Annotated in this window: 24 protein-coding genes; 8 read left to right on the forward strand and 16 right to left on the reverse strand. The window is 72.6% G+C overall.

The window, feature by feature from the left end; translation table 11 throughout:
* Positions 1 to 5: 5 nt before the first annotated feature.
* The 4 genes from LVQ62_RS16175 to LVQ62_RS16190 are packed head-to-tail and all read right to left on the reverse strand — an operon-like array spanning position 6 to position 3,256.
* Positions 6 to 1,205, reverse strand: coding sequence for an SIS domain-containing protein (locus tag LVQ62_RS16175; protein ID WP_233763141.1), 1,200 nt, complete (start codon positions 1,203 to 1,205; stop codon positions 6 to 8).
* Positions 1,206 to 1,210: 5 nt separating this feature from the next.
* Positions 1,211 to 1,429: a Trm112 family protein gene (locus LVQ62_RS16180; protein ID WP_233763144.1), complete on the reverse strand. Its 219-nt coding sequence runs from the start codon at positions 1,427 to 1,429 to the stop codon at positions 1,211 to 1,213.
* The gene (locus tag LVQ62_RS16185) at positions 1,426 to 2,874 is read right to left on the reverse strand and encodes a phosphomannomutase/phosphoglucomutase (protein WP_233763146.1); all 1,449 of its coding nucleotides are present in this window, start codon (positions 2,872 to 2,874) and stop codon (positions 1,426 to 1,428) included. Before LVQ62_RS16185 ends, LVQ62_RS16180 begins: the two co-directional genes overlap by 4 nt.
* 19 nt (positions 2,875 to 2,893) lie before the next feature.
* Positions 2,894 to 3,256 carry a DUF3499 domain-containing protein gene (locus tag LVQ62_RS16190; protein WP_208051399.1) on the reverse strand — a complete coding sequence of 121 codons (363 nt, stop codon included), beginning with the start codon at positions 3,254 to 3,256 and terminating at the stop codon, positions 2,894 to 2,896.
* A 229-nt stretch (positions 3,257 to 3,485) separates the two neighbouring features.
* Between LVQ62_RS16190 and LVQ62_RS16195 the strand changes: the two genes are divergently transcribed.
* Positions 3,486 to 3,809, forward strand: a complete 324-nt coding sequence (locus LVQ62_RS16195) for a metallopeptidase family protein (protein ID WP_179479545.1) — start codon at positions 3,486 to 3,488, stop codon at positions 3,807 to 3,809.
* A gap of 6 nt (positions 3,810 to 3,815) precedes the next feature.
* Complete coding sequence (locus LVQ62_RS16200; RefSeq protein WP_233763148.1) at positions 3,816 to 4,643, forward strand: SDR family oxidoreductase; 828 nt, start codon at positions 3,816 to 3,818, stop codon at positions 4,641 to 4,643.
* Between the two features lie 3 nt (positions 4,644 to 4,646).
* On the opposite strand, the gene LVQ62_RS16205 is transcribed toward LVQ62_RS16200, so the two are convergent.
* The 4 genes from LVQ62_RS16205 to LVQ62_RS16220 are packed head-to-tail and all read right to left on the reverse strand — an operon-like array spanning position 4,647 to position 9,554.
* Positions 4,647 to 6,080, reverse strand: coding sequence for a DUF5719 family protein (locus LVQ62_RS16205; protein WP_233763149.1), 1,434 nt, complete (start codon positions 6,078 to 6,080; stop codon positions 4,647 to 4,649).
* Positions 6,077 to 9,088 (reverse strand): glycosyltransferase, encoded by a 3,012-nt coding sequence (locus LVQ62_RS16210; protein WP_233763151.1) that lies wholly within the window; start codon positions 9,086 to 9,088, stop codon positions 6,077 to 6,079. Before LVQ62_RS16210 ends, LVQ62_RS16205 begins: the two co-directional genes overlap by 4 nt.
* Complete coding sequence (locus LVQ62_RS16215) at positions 9,085 to 9,228, reverse strand: hypothetical protein (protein WP_233763153.1); 144 nt, start codon at positions 9,226 to 9,228, stop codon at positions 9,085 to 9,087. Before LVQ62_RS16215 ends, LVQ62_RS16210 begins: the two co-directional genes overlap by 4 nt.
* Before the next feature lie 59 nt (positions 9,229 to 9,287).
* Complete coding sequence (locus tag LVQ62_RS16220; protein WP_179479537.1) at positions 9,288 to 9,554, reverse strand: WhiB family transcriptional regulator; 267 nt, start codon at positions 9,552 to 9,554, stop codon at positions 9,288 to 9,290.
* A gap of 121 nt (positions 9,555 to 9,675) precedes the next feature.
* Here LVQ62_RS16220 and cofD point away from each other — a divergent pair, with 121 nt between their 5' ends.
* Both cofD and cofE read left to right on the forward strand, forming a co-directional pair.
* Positions 9,676 to 10,650 carry a 2-phospho-L-lactate transferase gene (cofD, locus tag LVQ62_RS16225; protein WP_233763155.1) on the forward strand — a complete coding sequence of 325 codons (975 nt, stop codon included), beginning with the start codon at positions 9,676 to 9,678 and terminating at the stop codon, positions 10,648 to 10,650.
* Positions 10,651 to 10,653: 3 nt separating this feature from the next.
* Positions 10,654 to 11,733, forward strand: a complete 1,080-nt coding sequence (gene cofE / locus LVQ62_RS16230; RefSeq protein ID WP_233763157.1) for a coenzyme F420-0:L-glutamate ligase — start codon at positions 10,654 to 10,656, stop codon at positions 11,731 to 11,733.
* On the opposite strand, the gene LVQ62_RS16235 is transcribed toward cofE, so the two are convergent.
* Genes LVQ62_RS16235 through LVQ62_RS16250 form a run of 4 tightly spaced genes read right to left on the reverse strand, consistent with a single transcriptional unit; the run spans position 11,708 to position 15,246 of the window.
* Entirely contained in the window at positions 11,708 to 12,634 is a 927-nt protein-coding gene (locus tag LVQ62_RS16235; protein WP_233763159.1) for a DNA-3-methyladenine glycosylase, read from the reverse strand. The genes cofE and LVQ62_RS16235 overlap by 26 nt on opposite strands.
* Positions 12,631 to 13,392: a hypothetical protein gene (locus LVQ62_RS16240; RefSeq protein ID WP_233763161.1), complete on the reverse strand. Its 762-nt coding sequence runs from the start codon at positions 13,390 to 13,392 to the stop codon at positions 12,631 to 12,633. The genes LVQ62_RS16235 and LVQ62_RS16240 overlap by 4 nt, the downstream gene beginning before the upstream one ends.
* A gap of 10 nt (positions 13,393 to 13,402) precedes the next feature.
* Complete coding sequence (locus LVQ62_RS16245; RefSeq protein WP_233763163.1) at positions 13,403 to 14,377, reverse strand: alpha-2,8-polysialyltransferase family protein; 975 nt, start codon at positions 14,375 to 14,377, stop codon at positions 13,403 to 13,405.
* The gene (locus LVQ62_RS16250; RefSeq protein ID WP_233763165.1) at positions 14,377 to 15,246 is read right to left on the reverse strand and encodes a glycosyltransferase family 2 protein; all 870 of its coding nucleotides are present in this window, start codon (positions 15,244 to 15,246) and stop codon (positions 14,377 to 14,379) included. Before LVQ62_RS16250 ends, LVQ62_RS16245 begins: the two co-directional genes overlap by 1 nt.
* A 49-nt stretch (positions 15,247 to 15,295) precedes the next feature.
* Between LVQ62_RS16250 and LVQ62_RS16255 the strand changes: the two genes are divergently transcribed.
* Positions 15,296 to 16,717 (forward strand): hypothetical protein, encoded by a 1,422-nt coding sequence (locus LVQ62_RS16255; protein ID WP_233763167.1) that lies wholly within the window; start codon positions 15,296 to 15,298, stop codon positions 16,715 to 16,717.
* A 23-nt stretch (positions 16,718 to 16,740) separates the two neighbouring features.
* Positions 16,741 to 18,075 (forward strand): aminopeptidase C, encoded by a 1,335-nt coding sequence (locus LVQ62_RS16260; RefSeq protein WP_233763168.1) that lies wholly within the window; start codon positions 16,741 to 16,743, stop codon positions 18,073 to 18,075.
* Between the two features lie 4 nt (positions 18,076 to 18,079).
* Here LVQ62_RS16260 and LVQ62_RS16265 read toward each other — a convergent pair whose 3' ends face one another.
* The 4 genes from LVQ62_RS16265 to LVQ62_RS16280 all read right to left on the reverse strand — a co-directional run bounded on the left by LVQ62_RS16265 (position 18,080) and on the right by LVQ62_RS16280 (position 20,880).
* On the reverse strand, positions 18,080 to 18,418 hold the full coding sequence (locus LVQ62_RS16265; RefSeq protein ID WP_233763170.1) for a hypothetical protein: 339 nt from the start codon (positions 18,416 to 18,418) through the stop codon (positions 18,080 to 18,082).
* Positions 18,419 to 18,513: 95 nt separating this feature from the next.
* Complete coding sequence (locus LVQ62_RS16270) at positions 18,514 to 19,263, reverse strand: SDR family NAD(P)-dependent oxidoreductase (RefSeq protein ID WP_208051258.1); 750 nt, start codon at positions 19,261 to 19,263, stop codon at positions 18,514 to 18,516.
* Positions 19,264 to 19,402: 139 nt separating this feature from the next.
* A complete protein-coding gene (locus LVQ62_RS16275; protein WP_233763171.1) occupies positions 19,403 to 20,632 on the reverse strand; it encodes an AMP-binding protein in 1,230 nt (409 codons plus the stop codon).
* Positions 20,629 to 20,880, reverse strand: a complete 252-nt coding sequence (locus LVQ62_RS16280; RefSeq protein ID WP_179479525.1) for an acyl carrier protein — start codon at positions 20,878 to 20,880, stop codon at positions 20,629 to 20,631. The genes LVQ62_RS16275 and LVQ62_RS16280 overlap by 4 nt, the downstream gene beginning before the upstream one ends.
* Positions 20,881 to 20,947: 67 nt before the next feature.
* On the opposite strand from LVQ62_RS16280, the gene LVQ62_RS16285 reads away from it, so the two are divergent.
* On the forward strand, positions 20,948 to 21,463 hold the full coding sequence (locus LVQ62_RS16285; protein ID WP_208051260.1) for a GNAT family N-acetyltransferase: 516 nt from the start codon (positions 20,948 to 20,950) through the stop codon (positions 21,461 to 21,463).
* Positions 21,447 to 22,523 (forward strand): pseudaminic acid synthase, encoded by a 1,077-nt coding sequence (gene pseI, locus LVQ62_RS16290; protein WP_233763173.1) that lies wholly within the window; start codon positions 21,447 to 21,449, stop codon positions 22,521 to 22,523. The genes LVQ62_RS16285 and pseI overlap by 17 nt, the downstream gene beginning before the upstream one ends.
* The last annotated feature ends 3 nt before the right edge of the window (positions 22,524 to 22,526 follow it).

Here is a 22,526-nt window from a genome sequence, read left to right on the forward strand (position 1 = left end):
GCACGCTATCCCGCGGACGGCCGCCCGCGACCGCGGCGACGGTCGCGCAGGTCGGCCACGTGCGGTGACACGGCGGGATCGACCCCGAGTCCGATCGCCAGGTAGGTCGAGGCGAAGTCGACCATGGCGATGTGCTCGGCGAGCCGCACCACCGGATGACCCGGTGCGGCAATGGACTCGACCACGCGCACGTCGGCCTGCCGAGCGGTCGCGAGCAGATCGTCGGTGAGTGCCGCGGCCTCGTCGCCCTCCGGTGTGGGCGGGTCGGAGGGTGCGTCGCGCAGCATCAGCAGCCCCAGGCTCGGCTGCGCGGGACCGTCGAGGAACGGGTCGGCGAAGATGTCCATCCCGGTGCGCCCGGCCAGTCCCTGGCCACCGCCGGCGGTGAACGGCCCGTCGAAGCAGGCCACCACCTGCGAGGCGGCGTCCGGCAGCTCGCCCCAGGTGGCCGGCATCCGAGCGGTCCGGGCCAACATGGACGCCGCCCGTCGTGCCGCGACGCCGGTGAGCGGGTTGTCCCCGAGCACCACCGGCACGGTCTCGGCCAGTTGGACGGCCATCAGCTTGGCCGGGTTGACGAACGACTCCGAGGAGGGCCGGCAGGTCTCCGCCTGCTCGTCGAGCCGCGCGGCGATCTGCGGGAAGACAGCGTCTGGGACGTCGGCGAGGCCGAGGACGTCCGCCGCGAGCAGCACCGGGGTCAGCAACGACCACAGCGACGTGCGGCTCGAGGTGCGACCACGCCCGACGCTGACGTGCACGCCGCGCGCCCGGTGCGCCGCCTCGGCCAGGGGCGAGTCGTCGGCGCCGACGGTCAGCAGGGCGGTGCCGCGACGGGCCGCCTCACGGGCGATGGCGACGGGCCCGTCGGCCGTTCCCGACAGGGACACCGCGATAACCAGGTCGAGGGGTCCGACCCATCCGGGCAGCGGCAGGTTGCGCCGCACGGTGACCGGCACCGGCGAACCCGGCTCGGCGAGCAGCTCCAGCACGTCCGCGACGACCGAGGACCCGCCGAGTGCTGCGACCAGGACCGATCGGGGGCGTTCGCCGTACGCGACGCGCTCGACGCCGGCCTCCCGGCTCAGGGTGACGGCCTCGCGCACCTGCGCGCCGGCAGTCGCCAGCGAACGCAGACTGTCGCGCGAGTCGCGCCAGCGCAGCTCTTCCGGATCGTCGATCCAGGACTCTTCGAGGGAGGGCACCGTGCTCAGCCGCGGATGAGGCGTGCCTCGTCGGCGAGCAGGACGGGGATCCCGTCGGTGATCGGGTAGCCACGCCGGACGCCCTCCGCGTCGCAGGACGAAGCGCACTGCAACTCCGGAGTGCCGTCCGGGGAGGTCGCGTCGACCAGCTCACCGCGGCAGACGGGGCAGCGCAGGATCTCGCGCAGCCAGGGTTCGAGACCGTGCGCTTCGTCGGTGCTCATGTCGATCGGGTCTCCTTGTCGTGGATACGGATCCGAACCAATGCCGCGTCACGTACGGCGGTCATGGTCGCCTCGTCGGCGGCTTCGACGTTGAGCCGCAGCAGGGGCTCGGTATTGCTGCCGCGCACGTTCAGCCACCACATCGGCGACCCATCGTGGGTGAAGGTCAGGCCGTCGAGGGTGTCCTCGACGACGCCGTCCTGGCGCAGCGCCCACTCGCGCACCCGCGCGGTCGCCGCCGCCTTGTCGTCGACCGAGGAGTTGACCTCACCGGAGGCGACGTAGCGGCTGTACTCCCGCATCACCTCCGAGAGGGGACGACGGTCGGCTCCGAGGGCCGCGAGCACGTGCAGTGCGGCGAGCATGCCGGTGTCGGCGTACCAGAAGTCCTGGAAGTAGTAGTGGGCCGAGTGCTCTCCACCGAAGATCGCGCGGTGGTGCGCCATGTCGGACTTGATGAACGAGTGACCCACGCGGGTACGCACCGCCTGGGCTCCGTGCTCGGTGATGATCTCCGGCACCGCCCGGGAGGAGATGAGGTTGTGCACCACACGGACCTGGTCGACGGGAGTGCCCGAGGCGACCGCACGCCCGATCTCACGGGTGGCCACGAGCGCCGTCACCGCCGACGCGCTGACCGGGTCGCCGTGCTCGTCCACCACGAAACACCGGTCGGCGTCGCCGTCGAAGGCGAGCCCCAGATCGGCCCCGTGCTCGCGGACGGCGGCCTGCAGATCGCGCAGGTTGTCCGGCTCCAGGGGATTCGCCGGGTGATTGGGGAAGGTGCCGTCGAGCTCGAAGTACATCGGCACGATCTCCAGCGGCAGCGCCGCCAGACCCGCTCCGGTGCCGAGGACGGCGGGGACGGTGTGCCCGCCCATCCCGTTGCCCGCGTCGACCACGACCTTGAGCGGTCGGATCCCCTGCAGGTCGACCAGTCGGCGCAGCAGCGCGGCGTACTCCCCCAGCAGGTCACGCTCGCGGACCACGCCGGGCGTGTCGACGGCGGCCGGCTGACCGTCATCGAGCCACTCCTGGGCACGGTCGCGCACCTGATCCAGTCCGGTGTCGGTGCTGATCGGCCGGGCCCCCGCGCGACACAGCTTGATGCCGTTGTACTCCGCAGGGTTGTGACTCGCGGTGAACATCGCCCCGGGCAGATCCAGGGCGCCGCTGGCGTAATAGAGACCGTCGGTCGAGCAGAGTCCGATGAGCACCGCGTCGACACCTCGCCCCATCACGCCCTCGGCGAACGCCGACACCAGTTGAGGTGAACTGGGGCGCATGTCGTGACCGATGACGACAGCGCTCGCGCCCTCGGGGATCGCGATCTGCTCGGCGAACGCGCCGCCGATCGCTCGGGCCACCTCGGGCGACAGTTGCTGCGGCACCAGGCCCCGCACGTCGTACGCCTTGACGAACTCAGCGAGGCGTGGGGAGGTCATGGCCGCAGCCTAACGGGGGTCAGGAGCTCGGCAGGATGCGCAACCGCGGCCGTCCCGGCTGGGCCGACGGGTCGGCGGCGGGACGTGCGGGCTCGCGTCGACCGGCCTCACGTACGGCGTCCGCGAGCGCCGCCAGATCGTCACCGGAGGGCACCGGCGGCTCCAGATCGACAGCGAGTCGCACGACATCCCAGCCGCGCGGGGCGGTGAACCGCGTGGTGTGCGCGGCGCACAGGTCGTAGGAGTGCGGCTCCGCATAGGTGGCGAGCGGTCCGAGCACGATCGTGCAGTCCGCGTGCACGTAGGTCAGGGTGGCAACGGCCGGCCCCTGGCAGGCACTGCGGTTGCACTGGCGCATCATCACGCGGGGGCTCGGGTGCATCACGCCGTGACTTTAGGCGAGCGCCCGGACTCGTCGTCATCGGCGCGCCGGGCGACGGTGAGGTCGACATGGCCGGGTGGCTGGATAGGCTCCTGGGATGACTGGGTACGCCGCCTGGCAGGACCTCCGCAGCACACCCGGACCCGGGACGCGCGCTGCCCGCCCTGCCCGTTCGGAGCGGCACGGCCGCGGAATCCGCGGGCCGTTGGCCTGGCCGAGGGTGCCGGTCATGCGCACCCGCGCAGAGGAGTTCGACGAGACCGTGCTGAGCGCCCTGGAGCGCGTCGAGCGTCGCCTCGGCAGGCCGCTGGACATGCTCGAGGTGGCCGTCGAGGACGTGCCCACCCACGATCCGGCGCCGTGGGAGTCCGATGTCGCGCTGGGTCGCACCTTTCCCGGCACCGGGAAGGCGACGCCGCGGGTCGTGATCTACCGCCGTCCCATCGAGGCGCGGGCCGTGGGCGAGGACGAGCTCGCCGACCTGATCGAGCAGATCGTCGCCGAGCAGGTCGCCGGCGTCGTCGGCATCCATCCCGACGACCTGCAGGACTGAGCGCACGTGACCGACCCCACCGCCGCTCCGAACCTGCTGTCCGGACTCCCGCACGTCGGACGCGCGCCCGTGCTGGTCACCGGCGGCACCGGCACCCTCGGCCGGGCCGTGGTCCGCGAGCTGCTCGACTCCGACGTCCCCGCGAAGGTCCTCACCCGCCGCGCCGACGCCGGGACGGATGCGCAGGTGTGCGTCGGCGATCTGCGCACCGGCGCAGGACTGAGCGACGCGGTGCAGAACGTGCAGGCGGTCATCCACTGCGCGACCGACCCCCACGGTCATGAGGTTGACGTCGACGGTCTGGAGCGGCTGTGCAACGCACTGGCCGAGAACAACCCGGACGCTCACCTCGTCCATGTGTCGATCGTCGGGTGCTGGGACAGCCCGCTTCCCTATTACCGGGTCAAGGCCGAGGCCGAACGGGTCGTCGGTGAGTCCAAGCGGCCGTACACGATCGTGCGTGCCACGCAGTTCCACGAGTTCGTCGAACGGATCTGCGGCGTGCATGTCGGCCCGATCGGCGTCGGACTGCGGGGCCTGCGGTTCGCGCCGTGCGACACCGCGTGGGTGGGACGACGGCTGGTGGACGTGGCGTTGGAGACCACGCCGACCGGCGGCACCGTCGAGCTGGCCGGGCCAGAGGTGCTGAGCGCCCGCGACATCGCTGTCCTCACCGCGCACCTGTCGGGTCGTCCCACCCCGCATCAGGTCCAGCTCCCGCGGGTCGGGCGCGTTCTGACAGCGCTGGGTAACGGTTCGAACCTGCCCGGCGACCAGGCCGTCCGAGGCGGTCGCTCCTACGCCCAGTGGTGGGCCGACCGCGCCTCGGAGTGAACCTCAGCCGTTCGCCGGCCGGAGCGCCGGAGCCTGCGCTGCCAGCGGGAGCGGCGTCAGCGTGGTCGTCGCGACGAGCGGGCCGTTGCGGTCCATACGACGCAGGGTGACCGCAGCCCAGACGGAGCCGGACCGCACCGTCACCCACACCGACCGCGCGGCCGGAAGTCCTTGCAGCAGAGGCGTGCCGGCAGCCAGCGAACGCCTGGTGGACGTGACCCGGCCCTGCGCGTCGACGGTGCTGACCACGATCTGCGCGGTGCGGCTCGCAGCCGTCACCCCCAGTACCGCGTCGCCGTTGCCCAGGCCCCCGGGCAGGCCGGTGCCGGTGAGCGCGCGCGTGAGGGATGCACCCGTCGCCCAGGTGAGGTCACCGACTCCCGTCGCCGTCGTGCGCACCGAAGCGGCAGCGACGACCGGCTCGTCGGAGAGGACCTGCACGCCGTAGTCGCCGCGGGTCAGCCCGCGCAGGGTCAGCGAGCCGGTGCGTCCGGCCGCGACGGTGAGCACCTGCTCGGTGGCGATCGACCCGTCGGACGCCGTGGCGCGCACGCGTACGACGGCGTCCTGGGTGCCGGGATCGGCGACCCGCACCACCGGCGCGGGTCCGAGGACGGGTACGGCGGGCAGCACCTGCGTGGTCGCGGGCGACGCGCTCACGCCGGTGGTCTCCTCGCCGATCTGGGTCTCGCCGTCCATCCACACGTCGGCGGCCGCGATCGTGACGGGCCCACCGGAGGAGGTCACATGGATGGCGGGGTCGCTCCCGCTGCGCAGCGTGCCGAGGGTGAGGACGGTCCGCCGTCCGGGCGCGATCACCGTCCCCGCGACCGAGGACGGATCGCGTCCCGCGCTACCCACGACGGTCGCAGCCACCGTGATGGCTGAGCTGCCCGGGTTGGCGAGGACGAGGCGGGTCACCCGGCCGGGCTCGGTGCCACCGGCGAGCACCCACGCGTCCTGCACGGGAGCCGTGCACTGCAGGACGGAGATCCCACGAGCGGATCTGATGCTGTCGTAGGAATACTGCGTGGCGGTGCTGCCGGGCGCCAGGCTCCCGGTCGTGTCGAGCCGCATCGCCCGGTCCCCCGAGAGGGTGGTGGACGTCGTGCCCGTCCGCGTCGTGGGAACGGTGCCGCCGCCCGCTCCCTGGGTGCGGGTGCCTGCGGGCAGGACGCTGGTCGGTGCGCTGCCGGACAGCAGCGTCACCTGCTGCTGCGCGGCCTCCGGGTCAGTGCTGTCGCTCAGCCCGCCGCGGTCCGCACCGGGGCAGGTGACGGACGCGCTCTGCAGGGCCTGCGGGGTGCCGGAGACCGTGACCACGCGGTCCGCGGCGCGGGCCAGATGCACCTCGCCCTCGGCGCGCCCCGCGCCGTAGACCAGACCGGCCGCGACACCGCCGGCGATCAGCACCCGCAGCGCTCCGCCGATCCTCATGTGCCGCTCACCTGCTCCGTACGCGGTCGACGGGTGCCGAACGGGATCGCGAGGTACAGCACGACGATCGACAACCCGAGCTGCATCCAGGCGAGCCATTCGTGCCGGACACCGGTCTCGACCACAAGGTGACCGCCGCCGGCCGGCAGGACGTACGTCGGCTGGTCGGCACCCGGCGACGCCGACAGCACCCGCCCGTCGAGCGCGACTCGGCCGTGCTCGGTCCAGCCGCTGCCCTCCGAGAGCACGAGGGTGCGTCCCGGCGCCCCGGCGGGCACGGTCAGGTCGGTGCGCCCGTGTTGGGCACGGGAGGCGAGCTCGGTGGTGGGCCGGCCACCCTGCAGGATGACGAGTCGGCTGCTGCCGACCTCGTCGCCGCCGGTCGTGCTGGTGGGTTCCACCCGCCAGACCGACGAGGAGCGGCCGGCGGACAGCTGGGTGAGCCCCGCGGTCGTCGAGAGGGGTGCGTCCAGTCGTCGGACCGCGGCGGCTCCGCGCACCACGACGTACTCGACTCCGAGCTGGTGCATCAGACGGGAGCCTTCCGTGCGACCGCTCGCACCGGTCGAGGTGAGCACGCGGGCCGCTGCCGCCGTGCGGGCGTCGTACGACGGGTACGGGCTGCGCAGGTCGCGCGCGGGCAGGCCCGCCTCCCGGCCGATGAGCTGGTAGGTGACCGCGTCGTCGGATGCGGCGGTCAGAAGCAGGGCGCGGGGTGCGGGACCGGAGGTCAGCTGACGTTGTACGACCGATGGCAACGAGCTCACGACCGGCGTCAGCGCGGTGGCCGACGCGGTCCAGACCCCGAACCCTGCGACAGCGCAGGCCCCGACGCATGCGACGGCGGTGAGGCCGTGCACCCACGGACGCCACCGCCCGGCGCCCAGACCGGCGATGCCGAGCAGCCCGGCGGCGAGCAGCGCGAACCCGTAGACGTCGAGCGCGGGACCGGTCCAGGGCGTGGCGTCACCACGGGACGTGGCCGCGAGCAGCACGTGGGGAGCCGCGAGGGCTGCGCCGAGCCCGAGCAGGCCGACCCCGACGAGCGCCGCCCCGGAGCGGCCGAGTCCGGTGCGCACCAGTCCGATCAGGCCGATCGCCAGCACGGGGATCGATGCGAGGACGGCGTAGGACCCCGGGCCGCCCGGGTGCAGCAGCGCCAACTCCCAGGGGTGGACGCCGCCGCCGCGGGTGGGGTCGAGGGCACCCGGACCGGCGAGCAGCCCGCGGCGGTCACCGGTCAGCACGTCGCGGCTCCACGGCCCCAGCAACAGCCACGGCACGACGAACACCGCGAGCGCCCGCAACCGGCCGACGCCGGGAGCGAGGAGCACGCCGGCCAACGCCACCGCGCTGCAGACGATCAACAGGACCGGAGAGAAGGCACCGGTAAGGGCGACCGCCAGCACCGCGGCGAAGGTGACCGCGCCGCTCGCGCCGCGACGCAGAGCCGCGAGGGTGCCGGCGAGCGCGAACGGCAGCAGGATGTGCCCCACGACGGCACCGAGGCGGCCCTGCGCGACGGCGGTGGTGAGCGTGGGCAGCGTGGCCCAGAGCAGTGCGACGGCCAGCCGCGGCCAGCGGGCGTCGGTCGCGACCCGGCCGGCGCGGTAGGCCGCCAGCCCGGACAGCGGCATCGCGGCGAACAGCAGCCAGGCGACGGCGACGCCCCCGGCGGCGTCATGGTCGATCCACGGCAGCAGACCCACGAGCCAGGCGAGCGGGGCCAGCACGAGCAGGTACGGCGCGTCGGTGGCGGGGTGTCCGAGGCCGGGGCCGACCCACGCGTCGCGGTAGGTGCGCCAGATGCCGGTCGCGTCGGTGTCGAAGGGCAGCAGTTGGCCACCGGTCAGGCCGCGCCCCGTGCCGGTCAGGGCGCCGCTGGTCAGCAGGTCACGCCACAGCACAGCGCTCGCGATCGCGAGCAGCAGCACCAGAAGACCCGCGGGTCCGAGCACGGACCTGGCGATGGGTCCGCGCTCGACACGCAGTTCCTCGGCGACGGCCGGAACCGGACCTGTCTCGGCGGCGCCCGCGTCGCGTGCCATGGCGCCGCGGGAGCGCCCGCCGGCTCCGTCGAGCAGCCCGTCGTACGCGGCGCGCAGGGCTCCGGCCGCGGGAACGAACAGTGCCCGCAGATTGCGCCGACGGGTCGTGCCGCGCCGGAAGAATCGGCCGCGGGCGCCGAGGATGCGCAGCATGCCCAACGGTGCCGTGCCCTGCGCCAACTCGACCCCGGCGCGGCGGGGACGCTTGCCGAGCAGCAGCACCAGGGTCAGCAGGAGCGAACTGAGCGCGGTCCAGATCGCGAGGAACGGCATGCCGAGCAGGCTCGCCCGGGCCAGCGCCACCTGGCGGTGACGGCGCAGTGTCGTGGCGTCGCGGCCGGCGTCGGCGGCGACCTGACGCACCCGCGCTGCGGGGACCACGACGACGGAGTGGCCGATCAGGTGCGCGCGCCAGCCGAGGTCGAGACCGTCGCCCTCGCCGTCGAACGCCGGGTCGAAACCGCCGAGGGTGTTGTAGGTGTCCTGTCGCACCAGCATGCCGGCGCTGCTCACCGACAGCACGTCCCGGCGATGGTCCTGCTGACCCTGGTCGGTCTCGCCCGCCGCGGCGCCGACGTGCCGCCCGGTGCGGGTGACGTCGGTGCCGATGTCGAGCAGCACCGTGGGGTCGGCAGCGTCGACCACCTTGCACCCCGCGATACCGACCCGTTCGGACTGCGCGACCACGGCGGTCAGCTTCGCCAGGGCGCTGGGGTCCGGCGCGGAGTCCTCGTGCAGGAGCCACAGCCAGTGCGTGCGATCACGCGGGCGGACGGGGCGACGACCCGCGCGACCGCCGGTACGACGTGCGACGACCAGGTCCTCGCCGGGTGCGGGCAGAGCATCGACCGCGGTGTCGACCATCGCGGCGAACGGCGCGTCACGCGGCACCGCGACGACCGACACCTGCGGGTACGCGCCGCGCAGTCGCTCGTGGTCGTCGATGTACCCGCGCATCATCCGGTCAGCGGTGGCGTCGACGACGACCAGCCGGTCGGGGGGCGGGTCTGCTCGATCAGTGCCGCGCAGGTGGCGTCGAGGAAGGCGGGTCGGTCAAGACCGTCGGTGTGTCCGCCACGGACGACGAGCAGCGCCGTCACGAGACCCCCGGTGCGCTCATCCTCTGACGGCGGCCGGGAGGAGCGAGTCTGCAGCGTGCTCAGACTGCGCGCTTCTTCAGCTTGCGGCGCTCACGCTCGGAGAGGCCGCCCCAGATGCCGAACCGCTCGTCGTGAGCGAGTGCGTACTCGAGGCATTCGGCCTGCACGGTGCACCCGACGCAGACCTTCTTGGCCTCGCGGGTCGAACCGCCCTTCTCGGGGAAGAACGCCTCCGGGTCGGTCTGCGCGCACAGCGCGCGTTCCTGCCAGGACAACTCCCCCTCGTCGTCAACGCCGTCCCCATCGATCAAAGCAAATTCCTGCACGAGGTCCTCCAACACCGACCGGAAACGACAGAGCTAATTACACGCGTGTCATTCCCCCGAGTCAAGCCCGGATTGTGGTCCACTGCGCTGCTTTTCGAGGACACGGGTGATGATGGCGACCATGCACATAACCGCACTCGCCGGGGGCGTAGGAGGCGCACGATTTCTGCGCGGCCTGCTGCACCACCTACAGACCCGTCCTGGCGGCCCGCACCAGGTCACGGTCATCGCCAACACCGGTGACGACATCACCCTCTTCGGGCTGCGCGTCTGCCCGGACGTCGACACCCTGCTCTACACCCTCGGCGGCGGGGTGCACGAGGGCCAGGGCTGGGGCCGGGCCGACGAGACGCACTCCGTGCAGGGCGAGCTCGCGGCGTACGGCGCGTCGCCGCAGTGGTTCGGTCTCGGTGACCGGGACTTCGGCACGCACATCGTGCGCAGCCAGTGGCTCGGGCAGGGACACACCCTGAGCGAGGTCGTCGGGCGGCTCGCGACCCGGTGGGGCCTGCCCGAGCAGGGCGTGCGGCTGCTCCCGATGACCGACACCCCGGTCGAGACCCACGTCGTGATCGACGACGAGGACGGGCAGCGCGCCGTGCACTTCCAGGAGTGGTGGGTGCGGATGCAGGCGTCCGTCCCCGCGCAGCGCTTCGTGGTGGCCGGGATGGATCGTGCGGCACCCGCGCCGGGCGTGCTGGACGCCATCCGGCAGGCCGACGTGGTGCTGCTCCCGCCGAGCAACCCTGTCGTCTCGATCGGCATCATCCTGTCGGTGCCCGGGGTGCGGGACGCCCTGCGTGGCACCGCCGCTCCCGTCGTCGGCGTCTCGCCGCTGGTCGGTGGCGCACCGGTGCGCGGCCACGCGGACGCCTGCCTGGCGGCGCTGGACGTGCCGGTCACCCCTGTCGGCGTCGCCGGCCTCTACGCCGACTTCCTGTCCGGGTGGCTGGTCGACGAGGGCGACGCGAGCGCGCGGTACGACGCCCGGCTGCAGGTGCGCGCAGTACCCCTGCTCATGACCTCGGTCGAGACGGCGGGCGCGATGGCGGGCGCCGCCCTGGACCTCGCCGCCGAACTGCCCCGACGGGGCTGAGGCGTGGCCACGACCGAACTGCGGGTCATCCCTCTCGGCGGTCTGCCGGAGATCGTCCACGGCGACGACCTCGCCGCCGTGCTCGCCGCCGGCATGACGACGGCGGACCTCGCGCTGCAGGACGGCGACATCCTGGTGGTGACCAGCAAGATCGTCTCCAAGGCCCTCGGCCTCCACGCCGATCCGACCGATCGCGCCTCCCTCGTGCTCGCGCAGTCGACGTCCGTGGTGGCCGAACGCCGCACCCCCGACTCGGTCACCCGCGTCGTCGCCGCGCGCAGCGGGCCGGTCATGGCGGGCGCCGGCATCGACGCCTCCAATGCACGCGAGGAGCGCCTGCTCCTGCTCCCCCACGACCCCGACGCTGCCGCGCGCGACCTGCACGAACGGCTCGCGGGCCTGGTGCCGGCGCGGTTCGCGGTGCTGCTCAGCGACACCTCGGGCCGTGCCTGGCGCGCCGGCCTGACCGATTTCGCGCTCGGCTCCAGCGGGCTCGCGGGCCTGGACGATCTGCGCGGGCACGCCGACACCCACGGCCGGGACCTCGCCGTCACGGTCCGCAACCTCGCCGACGAGATCGCCTCCGCCGCCGACCTGGTCAAGGGAAAGCTGCACCGGGTGCCGGTCGCCATCGTGCGCGGGCTCGCGCACCTCGTCCGAGAGCCCGGGGACGGCGTGCCCGCTCGAGATCTGGTGCGCTCGGGACCGGGCGACTGGTTCGCGCTCGGTCGCGCGGAGGCCGTCCGTGACGCTCTCGGTGTGCCCGCCGGGAGCGAGCTGTCGCAGCAGGTGGGCCTCGAGTCGGTGCAGCCCGAGACGCTCCTCGACCGGGTCGCCCGAGCCGTGCGGGTGGCGCTGTGCGCCGACGACGAGGTGGGGGTCGACCTCGAAGGCTCCGGCGAGCTGGTCACGCTGAGCGCCGGCGATCCGATGGCCCTGGGCCGGGTGTGGGCCCGGCTGGAGGTGGCGCTGGCCGGTGAGCGCCTGGGGTGCGAGGCGTCACGCGCCGGGACGGCGGTCACCGTGCGGGTACGCGAGCGCACCCTCCCTGTCGTGCCTACGGCAGGTGGGTCGGCAGGGTGATCCGGGAGCCGCGGCGCGGTTTGGTGAGGCCGCCGGCCGTGACGATGTACTGCACCCGGTAACGGTGCCCGACGTACGGCGTGAGCAGCTGCTCCAGCTCCACGTCGTCGACCGCGGCGCCGGTCAGGGCCCAGCCGATGTCCGCGGCGACGTGGTAGTCGCCGAAGCTGACCGCGTCGGCGTCGCCCAACGCCCGCTGCACCGTCTCGGCCACGGTCCATACCCCCACCCCGGGGATGGACCCCAGCCGGCGCCAGGCGGTCTGCAGCGGTAGCCGCTCCAGTTCCTCGAGCCGGTGGGCCACCTGGAGCACCCGCATCACGGTGTCGGCCCGCTGGGCGTCGACGCCCGCGCGCAGCCACTCCCACGACGGGATCCGCCGCCAGCCCGGCACGTCCGGCGGACACATCAACCCGAGCTCCGCGCCGGGTCCGGGGGCAGGGGTCCCGTGGCGGCGTACCAGCACCCGGTACGCCGCGAACGCCTGCTTGCCGGTCACGCGCTGCTCGATGATCGCGGGCACCAGCGCCTCGAGTACCAGACCCGTGCGGCCGACCCGCCAGTGCTGCAGCCGTCGGGCGGCATCGCGCAGCTCGTCGTGGTGCACCTGGAACGCGCTGACGTCGTCGCGCGCGCCCAACCAGTCGGGAAGCGCCGCCGCACACCAGCTCGCGCCGGGTCCCCAGGCGTGCAGGTGAGCCCGATCGGCGTGCTCGCCGTCGGCTTCGCGCCACAGCCGCACCGTGGCCGGGCCGTGCGGCGTCAGCACGCCGCGCCACAGCGCGCCCTCGTGCACGCGCCAGGTGGGGTCGCCCGCACCGCGGCGCAGCGGACCGAGGATCGCCCGGACCGGCACCGGACGCCCGGGCTCCCAGCGGGCGGTCTCGGTCGCCGTGCTCACCTGCGCCGGAAGGCCAGTAGTGCCAGGCCGAACGTGTCGCTCTCGTCGATGAGCGCGACCTCGCGGGCGCGGGCGCCCTCGTGCAGGTCGAAGTCGCCCAGCAGCGTCAGCCCCTGCTCGTCGGCGCGGGCCACGAGCGAGCGCAGGTCGGCGACCGACAGGGCGCCCACCTCGGGAGGGCCGAGCCGCACCGTGATGGCGACGACGCCGCCGCGGCGCAGCGCACCCGCCGCGCGGGCCAGGTCGGCGTCCACCGTCTCGGCGACGCTGGAGTGCGGGTGCAGACGTGCGACCAGGTCGACCGATCGGGGGTCGATCGCGGTGCCGACGACCTCCGGACGCATCACGTCCACGTGCACGGGCTCGAACCCGGCCGTGACCGCCCATCGGGAGAAGACCGATCGCGCGCCGGCGGTGTCGACCACCACGGCGCGGCGACGACCGTCGTCGATGACCCGCAGCAGGGCCGCGAGCCCGCCCAGCGCCGCCCAGGCGGCGGTGTCGTCCAGGGTGCGCGGCAGGCCGAGACGCCGCGCACGACGCCGGGCCGCGCGGGCGTCGGCGCCGTCCACGAGCAGTGCCGTGACGCGTACGTCGGCCACGTCGGCGGCACCGAGCGAGGTCGCCGGTTCGGGGGGCCGGGGGATCTTCGCGGCGGCACCTCGCGCACCGAGTGCGGCGGCGCGCGCCCTCCCGAACGCCTTCTGCACGGTCGGCGAAGTCGCGATCCGACCCGCCGCAGTGGAGTTACTTATCACCTCGTCGACTCTAGCCCGCGGGGAGGTCGGCGGCCGCGACCGCCGCGGGCAGGTAGCGCCGCAGCAGGCCGCGCTGATCCGCGCCCAGGCGCTCCTCGAGACGCTCCAGACCGGGCACCAGCAAGCGCCACGCCGGGAGGTCGTGCAGGGCGGCGAGGTTGAGCAGGGCGGTGCTCGACCCGCCGAGGACGGCGGCGCTGCCCACGACGCGCCCGTCCAGCTCGGCGGGCAGATCGCCCGTGAGGGTCTCGAAGCCGTCGTACCGGGACGGGTCCTCGGACGGGTGGGGCCGCACGACGAGCCGCCGGCCCGTGGCAGCGACCCGGTCGCGGACCTGCGCCACGTGGTCCAGGTAGGCGGCATGCGGGAGGGCGCCCATCTCGACCCAGGGCTGGGTGAGCAGCACGACCCGGTCGGCGCCGTCGCCGTCCCCCTCGCTGGTGCGGGATCGGAACTCCTCAGCGATCACCGGGTCGAGCGCCCAGTCGCGGGCAGCGTCGTACATCGCGAACCGCCGGGTGGTCAGCACCCGGTCGGCGAGCTGCACCGCGCTCGTGCGCACCGTGCACCACGGCTCCCGGACCCCCTGGCGCAGCCAGGCGTCGTGCCGGGTGCGCCAGGTGCCGTAGCTGCCGATGCCCTCGTCGGTCACCACCACCGCGATCCGGGTCAGGCCGGCGCGCCGGCGCAGCTCGATCCACGGTCGAATACCCGGGGCGCCGACGGCGACATAGACGAGCTCGTCGCCGGCGGGGGACCAGTCCTCGAGGCGGTCGAGCATCCGGATCCGCAGCCGTGGATCGTCCGGCAGCAGACGGGCCACGTCGGACGCGTCGACGCTGGCGCTTCCGAGGAAGGTGCCGCCGCCGAGGTAGCCGACGTCGACCAGTTCACCCCGCGCGGTGGCGTCCAGTGCCGTGCGCAGATAGGCGGACACGTGCACCAGGTGGGTGCGGCTGCGGACGCCCGTGACGACGACGCGCATCAGATGACCGGCGGCCGACCGGCCCGGGTCAACCGGCCGACCGTCCGCCAGGACATCGGCGCCCGCTCGCCGGGGTCGGTGGTCCAGCCCTCGCGGAAGCCGTCCAGCCAGACCGACCGGGAGCGCGCGTCGGGCACCCGCAGCATCATCACGCCGGTCCAGGTGGCGAGGTAGACGGGGACGAGCGGCAGGGGCAGCCTTCGGCGCGCGACCCACACCCGGTTGCGGGCGTTGGTGCGGTAGAAGATGTCGTGCCGGGCGGCGTCGGTGGACGGGTGGTGCACCACGACCGAGGGGACGTACTCGATGCGCCAGCCGGCGTCCACGAGCCGCCACGCCAGGTCGATGCCCTCGTGGCCGAAGAAGAACTGCCCGGGCCACCCGCCGACCTGCTCGAACGCCGTACGCCGGATCATGAAGACGGCTTCCCAGAACCACGTCGCCGACCCGGCCCGCCCGCCGTCACGCACGTCGAACCGCGGCACCCAGCGGCGCGGCGCGGGTTTGCCCGTGGGATCCGCGCCGCGCGGCTGCGCGACCGCGACGCGGTCGTCGGCCCCGATGACCGCCGCGAGCCGGGAGAGCACGTCGGGCGTCGGAAGCGACGCGTCGTCGTCGTAGAAGTACAGGAACTCCCCGCGGGCCTCGCTCGCGCCCACGTTGCGGCCCTGCGGGATGCCGACGTTCTCCCGCAGGTGCACGGTGCGCACCCAGTCCGGCAGACCGTGGGGTTCCCAGCCGTTGCCGACCAGGACGACGTCGAGCTCGACGTCGCGCTGGGCACGCAGGGTGCTCAGCGCCTCGGCGAGCTGCACGGGGCGGTCGCCCATGTGCAGCAGCACCACGCCGATCGTGGGGGTCGTCGCCATCGGTCGCAGATCCTCCTTGGTGGGTGCGGGACCGCCTTAGGCTACGAGGATGAGCAACGACGGCCAGCACGCAGGCGCCGGTCCCACCCTGCTCGGGGGCGAGATGACCGGGTGGCGCGACGGCATCGACCCTCCGACGGCGCTCTCCGAGTGGGTCGCAGCCGTCCTCGACGACGCCGAGGGCAGCGTGCTGCTGATCGGCCCGCGGGCGGCCACGCTGGCCCGCCGGCTGGGCGAGCGGGCGACAGTGCTGGTGCGCGGCACGATCGATGCGGTGCGGTTGCACGCCGAGGGCGTCGACGTGCACTGCGGCGGACTGGACCGGCTGCCGTTGCGGTCGGCCTACGACACCGTGGTGATCCTGGACCCGCCCGAACGCGTGCTCACGCCCGACTCCCCCGGCCTCGGGCACTTCGACCTGCTCGACCTGGCCGTCTCCCACGCCGACGGCCGGTTCATCGCCTACGTCCCCAACGCCCTCGCCGTCGAACCCGTCTCGCAGGGTCGGGCATCCGGCGATACATCGTGGTGGGTGGGCACTCCCGGGTACGACGACCGTCCACCGGTGCGCGCAAACCTGGCCGAGTCCGCATCGCACCTGGTCCTGGGCGACGCGGTGGTGCTCGACGGTGCCCGCGTCACCGATCCGTTGGCCGGCACCACCGTTCGCGCGGCACTGCCGGCGCACCCTGACTGGCTGGACGCCCTGCGCGCCGGCGCCGTGCGCCAGCTCGCGAGCGGGTGGGTCCTCGTCCGCGGCCGGGACCTGCCCGAGCTGCCTGCCGTCTTCGCGCCCACGCTGCCTGACTACTCCCACACCGAGGGCGAACCCCTGGAGGTGCTGCTCGTCGCGGCACTCCGGGCCGGAGATCTGGACCGCGTCCGCGCCCTGGTGGTCCGCTACAGCGATCACGTGGATGCACTGCCGGCCGATCAACGCGGGCATGCCGTGCCGCGCAACACGGTCGTCGGCGAGGACGGCGTCATGGCCCGGCGGGTGCTCGTCCAGGGTGCGGACGTCGCCGCACCCGTGGCCGTGGCGCACGGCCTGTGGGACGCCGCCGCGCTGGTCGCCGGCACCTCACAGCACCCGTACCCGCCCGAGCTGGACGCCGCCGGGATCGCCCACGAGCTGGGAGCGCTCGCGGGACGGGCCGACCTCGATCAGGACGCGTGGCGGCACGCGGAGAAGCTGCGCTACGAAGTCGCCCTCCCGGCGCGTCACCCGCGGGCCGAACCCGCGGGCGATGCCCCCCGGGTCGCGCAACTGGAGAGCGCACTGCGCGAGCGCGAGGGGAAGATCACCTATCTGGAGGGCCTCGCCACCCGTCAGGAACGCCGCATCCGCGCCTTGGAGCACGCCATCGAGACCGAGCACGGCCCCCGGGCCCGACAGGCGCTCTTCCTCATGACCGCACCTACGTCCCGACTGGTCGAGGCGGCCCGGAACCGCATCAACAAGCCCGGCTGACCGATGCGTGCGACGATGCATAGATGAGTGATGTGCCCACTACCGCCCTGACCTCCGACGACGTCGACCTGCTGCGCAAGGAGTTCGACGCCTCCCCCACCCACCGCATCGTGCAGAACGCGCTCACCAACACCGCGCTCGCCGACGTTGCGCTCGATCGCACGATCGTGACCCGCACCGACACCTCGATGTCGCACCGCCTGGACGACTGGAAGGTCACCAACCAGGAGAAGAGCGGGCGCTGCTGGCTCTTCGCCGGTCTCAACCTGCTGCGCGTCGGCGCCGCCCGCCGGATGGGACTGAAGGACTTCGAGTTCTCCCAGAACCACCTGCTCTTCTGGGACAAGCTCGAGCGCTGCAACTACTTCATGGACTCGGTGGTCCGGCTGCGCGACCGGCCGTCCGACGACCGCACCCTCGGCTTCGTGCTCGACGAGGTCATGGGCGACGGCGGCCAGTGGAACATGTTCGTGGCGCTGGTGCACAAGCACGGCCTGGTGCCGAAGTCGGCGATGCCGGAGACCCGTTCCTCCTCTGACACCGGGGCGATGAACGGCGTGCTGCGCTCGCTGCTGCGCCAGGCCGCACGCGACCTGAGGGCGGCGAAGGAGAAGGACATCGACGGCGTACGCGCGCAGGTCATGTCCGCGGCGTACCGGATCCTCGCGATGCACCTCGGCACCCCGCCGGAGACCGTCGAGTGGCAGTGGACGGACACCGACAAGCAGTTCCACCGCGACGGCGTGCTCACCCCGCAGGAGTTCCGCGACCGGTACGTCGAGCAGGACCTGGACGACTACGTCTGCCTCGTCGACGACCCTCGTGAGAGCAGCCCGCGCGGAGCGACCTTCACCGTGGACGAGCTCGGCAACGTCGTCGGCGGTGTGCCGGTGCGCTACCTCAACGTCGAGCCCGACCTGCTGAAGAGCATCGCGGCCGCCTCGATCCGCGACGGCGAGCCGGTGTGGTTCGGCTGTGACGTGAGCAAGATGATGGCGCGCGACCTGGGCATCTGGGACGCCCGGCTCTTCGACTACGACGGCGTCTACGACACCTCGTTCGCGCTGGACAAGGCCGGCCGGCTGGAGTTCCACGACACGCTCATGACGCACGCCATGCTGTTGACCGGGGTCGACCTGGACGGCGACACGCCGCGCAAGTGGCGGGTGGAGAACTCCTGGGGCGACAGCAAGGCCGACCAGGGCTTCTACACGATGAACGACTCGTGGTTCGCGCCGTACGTCTTCGAGATCGCCGCGCACAGGAGTCGCCTGCCGCAGGAGCTGCAGGATGCTCTGGAGCAGGAGCCGATCGTGCTCCCGGCCTGGGATCCGATGGGTGCTCTCGCCGACGGCTGAGGCCTCAGGTCGCCATCGTGGCGCCACAGGACACCGTGACACCACCTGTCACCTCGTCAGGCAGCAGCACAGTGCACAGCGCTACCCGGGAGACCAGGTGGGCGGGGATCTCGAGCCCCGGCCACGCCAGCCAGGACAGGACCGGAAGGTCGAGCAGTTTCGCGACCGTCTCGGCGCGGGTCCACAGTGGCCAGACGACCGTGGGGTCCTCGGTGCCCGCGCGACGCGCGAGCCGCCGAGAGACCTCGGCCGCGGCGGGTTCGGCGTCGATGGCCCGGGCGATTCCCGGCAGCTCCGGCGCCACCCAGACGACGCCGCGCCCGTCGGGCAGGTAGGACCGCACTCCACCGAGCGCCCGCGCCGCCGTCAGCGATGGCGTGAGGCGTAGATGCGTCGGATCGGCGTACGCCGCAACGTAGTCCGCCGGGTCGAGCGGACTCAGATGCTGCCGCCGCCGTCGATGGTCAGGACCTGGCCGTTGATGTTGGTGTCGTCGAAGAGCAGCGAGCGCACGACGGGTGCGATGTTCTCCGGCTCGACCAGGCGACCGGTCGGCGTGCGCCGGGTGATCGTGGACAGCTGCTCGGTGCCGAGCACCGAGGACATCTCGGAGGCGAAGAAGCCCGGCGCCACCGAGTTGACCAGGAAGCGGCCGTGCATCTCCCGGGCGAGGGTTCGCATCGCCGAGTCGAGCCCGCCCTTGGTGGCGGAGTAGGTGACCAGACCGGAGTAACCACGCTGCGCGCAGACGGAGGTCACCATCACGATGCGGCCGCGGCCGGACTTCGCCATCGCGTGCCGCAGGAACGCGCGAACCACCAGCAGCGGGGCCGTGAGGTTCGTCGCCACGATGGCCGCGATGCGCTCGGGCGAGGTGTGCACGTGCAGCGAGTCCTGGCCGATGGCAGCGTTATTCACCAGAGCGTCGATCGGGCCGAGGTGCGCCGCAGCCTCCTTGATGAAGGTGCGCACCGCCTTCTCGTCGGTGATGTCGACCGATCCGATGTGCACGTCGTCGGGGCGGTCGGCAGCGAGCTTCTCCAGCTCCGGGGTGATCGTGCGGGCGAAGGTAGCGACCTTCGCACCGGCATCGAGCGCGTCCTGCACGAGCGCGAGCCCGAGCCCGCGGGAGCCGCCGGAGACCAAAACACAGCTGGCGCGGGGAATGGCGGTCGAATTCTCAGACATGGGAGTTGGAAATCTCCTTCAGGAAGATCGGGGTCCCCGCGAAGTATCGGAGCGCAGTTTCGGGCCCCGACGAGGTATTCGGGGAGCGAAGCGGAGGAGAAACCTCGTTGGGTGAAGCGCAGAGAACTTCGTGGGGTGATCAGACATCGGACTTCAGGGACTCCTTGATCGGGATCTCGGGCAGCACGCGCAACCGGCGCGGCACGGAATAGTCCGGCAGCCGCGCGCTGCACCACTGCAACAACTGGGCCTCGGTGACGATGTCGCCGCTGCCCGAGAGCACGACCTGCGCGGTGACGACGTTGCCGACCAGGGGCGCGCGACGGCCCTTCACAGCCGCCCAGGCGACTGCCGGGTGCGCGAGCAGCACGGCGCGTACGCCGGACGCGGAGGCCTTGGAGCCGCCGACGTTGATCTCATCGGAGGCGATCCGGCCGGTGATCAGGACCCGGTCACCCACGATCTCGGCGCGGTCACCGGTGTGGATCTGTGCGTCCATCCCCTCGGCGGCCTTGGCCGAGGCGATGATCAGCTCACCGTCCTGCACGCTCAGCCGGGGTCGGCCGGGGGTCTCTCGGTCGAGCCAAGCGGCCGGGAATCCGGCTTGCCCGTCGTGCACCGCGATGGCCGCCCCCGCCTCGGAGGAGGCGTAGATCCATGAGATGCGCGCGTCCGGGTAGACCTCGTGCAGTTGGTCGAGGATGGCCTGGTCGACGGGCTCGCCGCCGAGCGTGACTTGTCGCAGCGGCACCCTGGAGAGGGTGTCGACCGCACGGAAGATGGCCTGGCGCCAGAACGTCGGGGTGCCGGACGCGGCGGTGACGCCGTGCTGCTCCGCGAGCGCGGGCCACGCGTCGATCTCGTCCGGTTCGACGAAGACCACGTCCTGACCCGGCACCTGGATCGAGAGGGTGACGACCTGCCACCAGGCGTACGCGCCGGTCGCGTAGGGGCACAGCCAGGTACGTGGCGGCTGATCGGTGCCGACGGTGGTGAGGGAGTCCAGGGTGTGCGCGACCTGCTTGGGCCGCCCCGTGGACCCGCTGGTCAGCAGCCAGATGCGGCCGGGGTCGGCCGGTCGGTCGAGCAGTGCCGGCTGCACGTCCGGCGGTCGTACGACGGCCAGCCCGGACTCGCGGAACCCCTGCTCCTGCTCGGCGCCGATGCGCGAGCGCGCGGCCACCAGCGTCTCGCGGCGCTCCGCGTGCAGCACGTGCTGCCAGACGGCCCGGATCGCTTCGGTGTTGTCGGCGACCAGGAAGGCCGCCGCGTCTGGCAGGTCGGGTGCCTCGTCGATGTCACGCCACCGGCCGACGTACCCACGGGAGACGACGCGGTTGTCCGCGCCGGCAGGCAGGCGCTCGCTCACGCCTGCTGCAGCTGGTCGATGAAGGTGAGGACGTCCCCCACCGTCTCGATCGACCGCAGACCGGGAGCGTCGAAGTTCAGCTCCTCGTCCAACTCGTCCTCGACACGCAGCGCCAACTCGGAGAAATCCAGGGAGCGGAAGCCGATGGTCTCCAGCAGCGCGCCGTCCTCGGCGGGAAGTTCCTTGCCCTGCGCGGCGAGGACCTCGCCCATCATGCTGCGGACCTGGTCACGGGGAAGGGTGGTCATGGCGATGTAGTCTAGACATCCGTCCGCCACCCGTGATCCGCCCTAGACCAGCCCTGCCGGAGGCTCGATGCTGCGCCCTGCCACCGAGGTGGACAAGGAATCCGTGCGCACCTGGCGCAACCATCCCGCAGTGCGATCCGTGTCCTTGACGCGTGGGGTCATCAGCCCGCAGGAGCACGACCGCTACTGGGCGGCACTGCAGGACGACCCCTCCCGCATCGTGCTGATGTACGAGCGCGGCGGCACGCCGTCCGGCGTCGTGACGTTCTTCGGCATCGAGCAGGAGTCCGGGGAGCGCCGGGCCATGTGGGGCTACTACCTGGACAACGCCGGACTCGAAGCGCGCGGCGAGCTCCTCCCGGCCTGGATCCAGATCCAGCGCGAAGCGGTGCGCTACGCGTTCGGCGAGCTGGGTCTGGAGCAGCTCGACGGCGAGGTGCTGGACGCCAACGAGGCGGTCCGCAGGATGAACACCCGCAACGGTTTCGAGGAGATCTCGGCGACCGAGCACACCATCGATGGAGAACGCGTGCTCGTGCACACCATCCGACGCAGGAGGCAGCCCAATGACCGTGACAAGTGACCGCACGACCGCGACGAACGTTCGCATCGGTGACCTCGAGATCGGCCCCGACCAGCCGCCGTTCATCATCGCCGAGATGTCCGGCAACCACGACGGCTCCCTGGACAAGGCCCTGGACATCGTCCGGATGGTCGCCGCGTCGGGTGCGCACGCGCTGAAGTTGCAGACCTACACGCCGGAGACCATCACCATCCAGTCCGACGCCCCCGACTTCCGACTGTCGCAGGGGCACGAGCTGTGGGGCGGCCGCACCCTGTGGGACCTGTACGTCGAGGCCCACACCCCGTTCGAGTGGCACGAGCCGATCTTCGCCGAGGCGCGCAAGCACGGCCTGACCGTCTTCTCGTCCCCCTTCGACCCGACCGCCATCGATCTGCTGGAGTCGCTGGACACCCCGGCGTACAAGATCGCGAGCTCGGAGATCGTCGACCTGCCACTGATCCGGCTGGCCGCCAGCAAGGGCAAGCCGATCATCATCTCCACCGGCATGGCGTCGGTCGGGGAGATCTACGCCGCCGTCCAGGCCGCCCGCAGCACGGGCAACGACCAGATCGTCGTGCTCGCGTGCACCGCGAACTACCCGGCGGACCCGGCGGAGTCCAACCTGCGCGGCATCCCGGTCATGCGTGACACCTTCGGCACCCTGGTCGGCTACTCCGACCACACCATCGGCATCGGCGCGCCGATCGCCGCGGTGGCGCTCGGCGCCGTCGTCGTGGAGAAGCACGTGACCCTCTCGCGCGAGGGAGGCGGCGTCGACTCGGCGTTCTCCTCCGAGCCCGACGAGCTGGCAGCACTGGTCAGCCAGACCGAGATCGCGTGGAAGTGCCTGGGGCAGCCGCGTATCGGCGCCCGTCAGCAGGAGAAGGAGGGGCTGCGCTTCCGCCGTTCCCTCTACGTGGTCCAGGACGTGAAGGCCGGCGAGGCCGTGACGGCGGACAATGTGCGGTCCATCCGTCCGGCGAACGGTCTGCCGCCGGACGACTTCGACTCCGTCGTGGGGCGCACCTTCACCAGCGACGTCGCCCGGGGCACCGCGCTCTCGCTGGACCTGATCTAACCG

Origin of the sequence: Allobranchiibius sp. GilTou73, assembly GCF_021391335.1 — a bacterium.
GTDB lineage: Bacteria > Actinomycetota > Actinomycetes > Actinomycetales > Dermatophilaceae > Allobranchiibius > Allobranchiibius huperziae.

What these genes read in the sequence shown, in the direction of transcription:
- pseI (WP_233763173.1), top strand. Translation starts at nt 21,447, where the DNA reads ATGACCGTGACAAGTGACCGCACGACCGCGACGAACGTTCGCATCGGT.
- LVQ62_RS16285 (WP_208051260.1), top strand. Translation starts at nt 20,948, where the DNA reads ATGCTGCGCCCTGCCACCGAGGTGGACAAGGAATCCGTGCGCACCTGG.
- cofD (WP_233763155.1), top strand. Translation starts at nt 9,676, where the DNA reads ATGCACATAACCGCACTCGCCGGGGGCGTAGGAGGCGCACGATTTCTG.
- LVQ62_RS16180 (WP_233763144.1), bottom strand. Translation starts at nt 1,429, where the DNA reads ATGAGCACCGACGAAGCGCACGGTCTCGAACCCTGGCTGCGCGAGATC.
- LVQ62_RS16195 (WP_179479545.1), top strand. Translation starts at nt 3,486, where the DNA reads ATGCGCACCCGCGCAGAGGAGTTCGACGAGACCGTGCTGAGCGCCCTG.
- LVQ62_RS16185 (WP_233763146.1), bottom strand. Translation starts at nt 2,874, where the DNA reads ATGACCTCCCCACGCCTCGCTGAGTTCGTCAAGGCGTACGACGTGCGG.
- LVQ62_RS16210 (WP_233763151.1), bottom strand. Translation starts at nt 9,088, where the DNA reads ATGATGCGCGGGTACATCGACGACCACGAGCGACTGCGCGGCGCGTAC.
- LVQ62_RS16260 (WP_233763168.1), top strand. Translation starts at nt 16,741, where the DNA reads ATGAGTGATGTGCCCACTACCGCCCTGACCTCCGACGACGTCGACCTG.
- LVQ62_RS16245 (WP_233763163.1), bottom strand. Translation starts at nt 14,377, where the DNA reads ATGCGCGTCGTCGTCACGGGCGTCCGCAGCCGCACCCACCTGGTGCAC.
- LVQ62_RS16190 (WP_208051399.1), bottom strand. Translation starts at nt 3,256, where the DNA reads ATGCACCCGAGCCCCCGCGTGATGATGCGCCAGTGCAACCGCAGTGCC.
- LVQ62_RS16270 (WP_208051258.1), bottom strand. Translation starts at nt 19,263, where the DNA reads ATGTCTGAGAATTCGACCGCCATTCCCCGCGCCAGCTGTGTTTTGGTC.
- LVQ62_RS16250 (WP_233763165.1), bottom strand. Translation starts at nt 15,246, where the DNA reads ATGGCGACGACCCCCACGATCGGCGTGGTGCTGCTGCACATGGGCGAC.
- LVQ62_RS16280 (WP_179479525.1), bottom strand. Translation starts at nt 20,880, where the DNA reads ATGACCACCCTTCCCCGTGACCAGGTCCGCAGCATGATGGGCGAGGTC.
- LVQ62_RS16205 (WP_233763149.1), bottom strand. Translation starts at nt 6,080, where the DNA reads ATGAGGATCGGCGGAGCGCTGCGGGTGCTGATCGCCGGCGGTGTCGCG.
- LVQ62_RS16255 (WP_233763167.1), top strand. Translation starts at nt 15,296, where the DNA reads ATGAGCAACGACGGCCAGCACGCAGGCGCCGGTCCCACCCTGCTCGGG.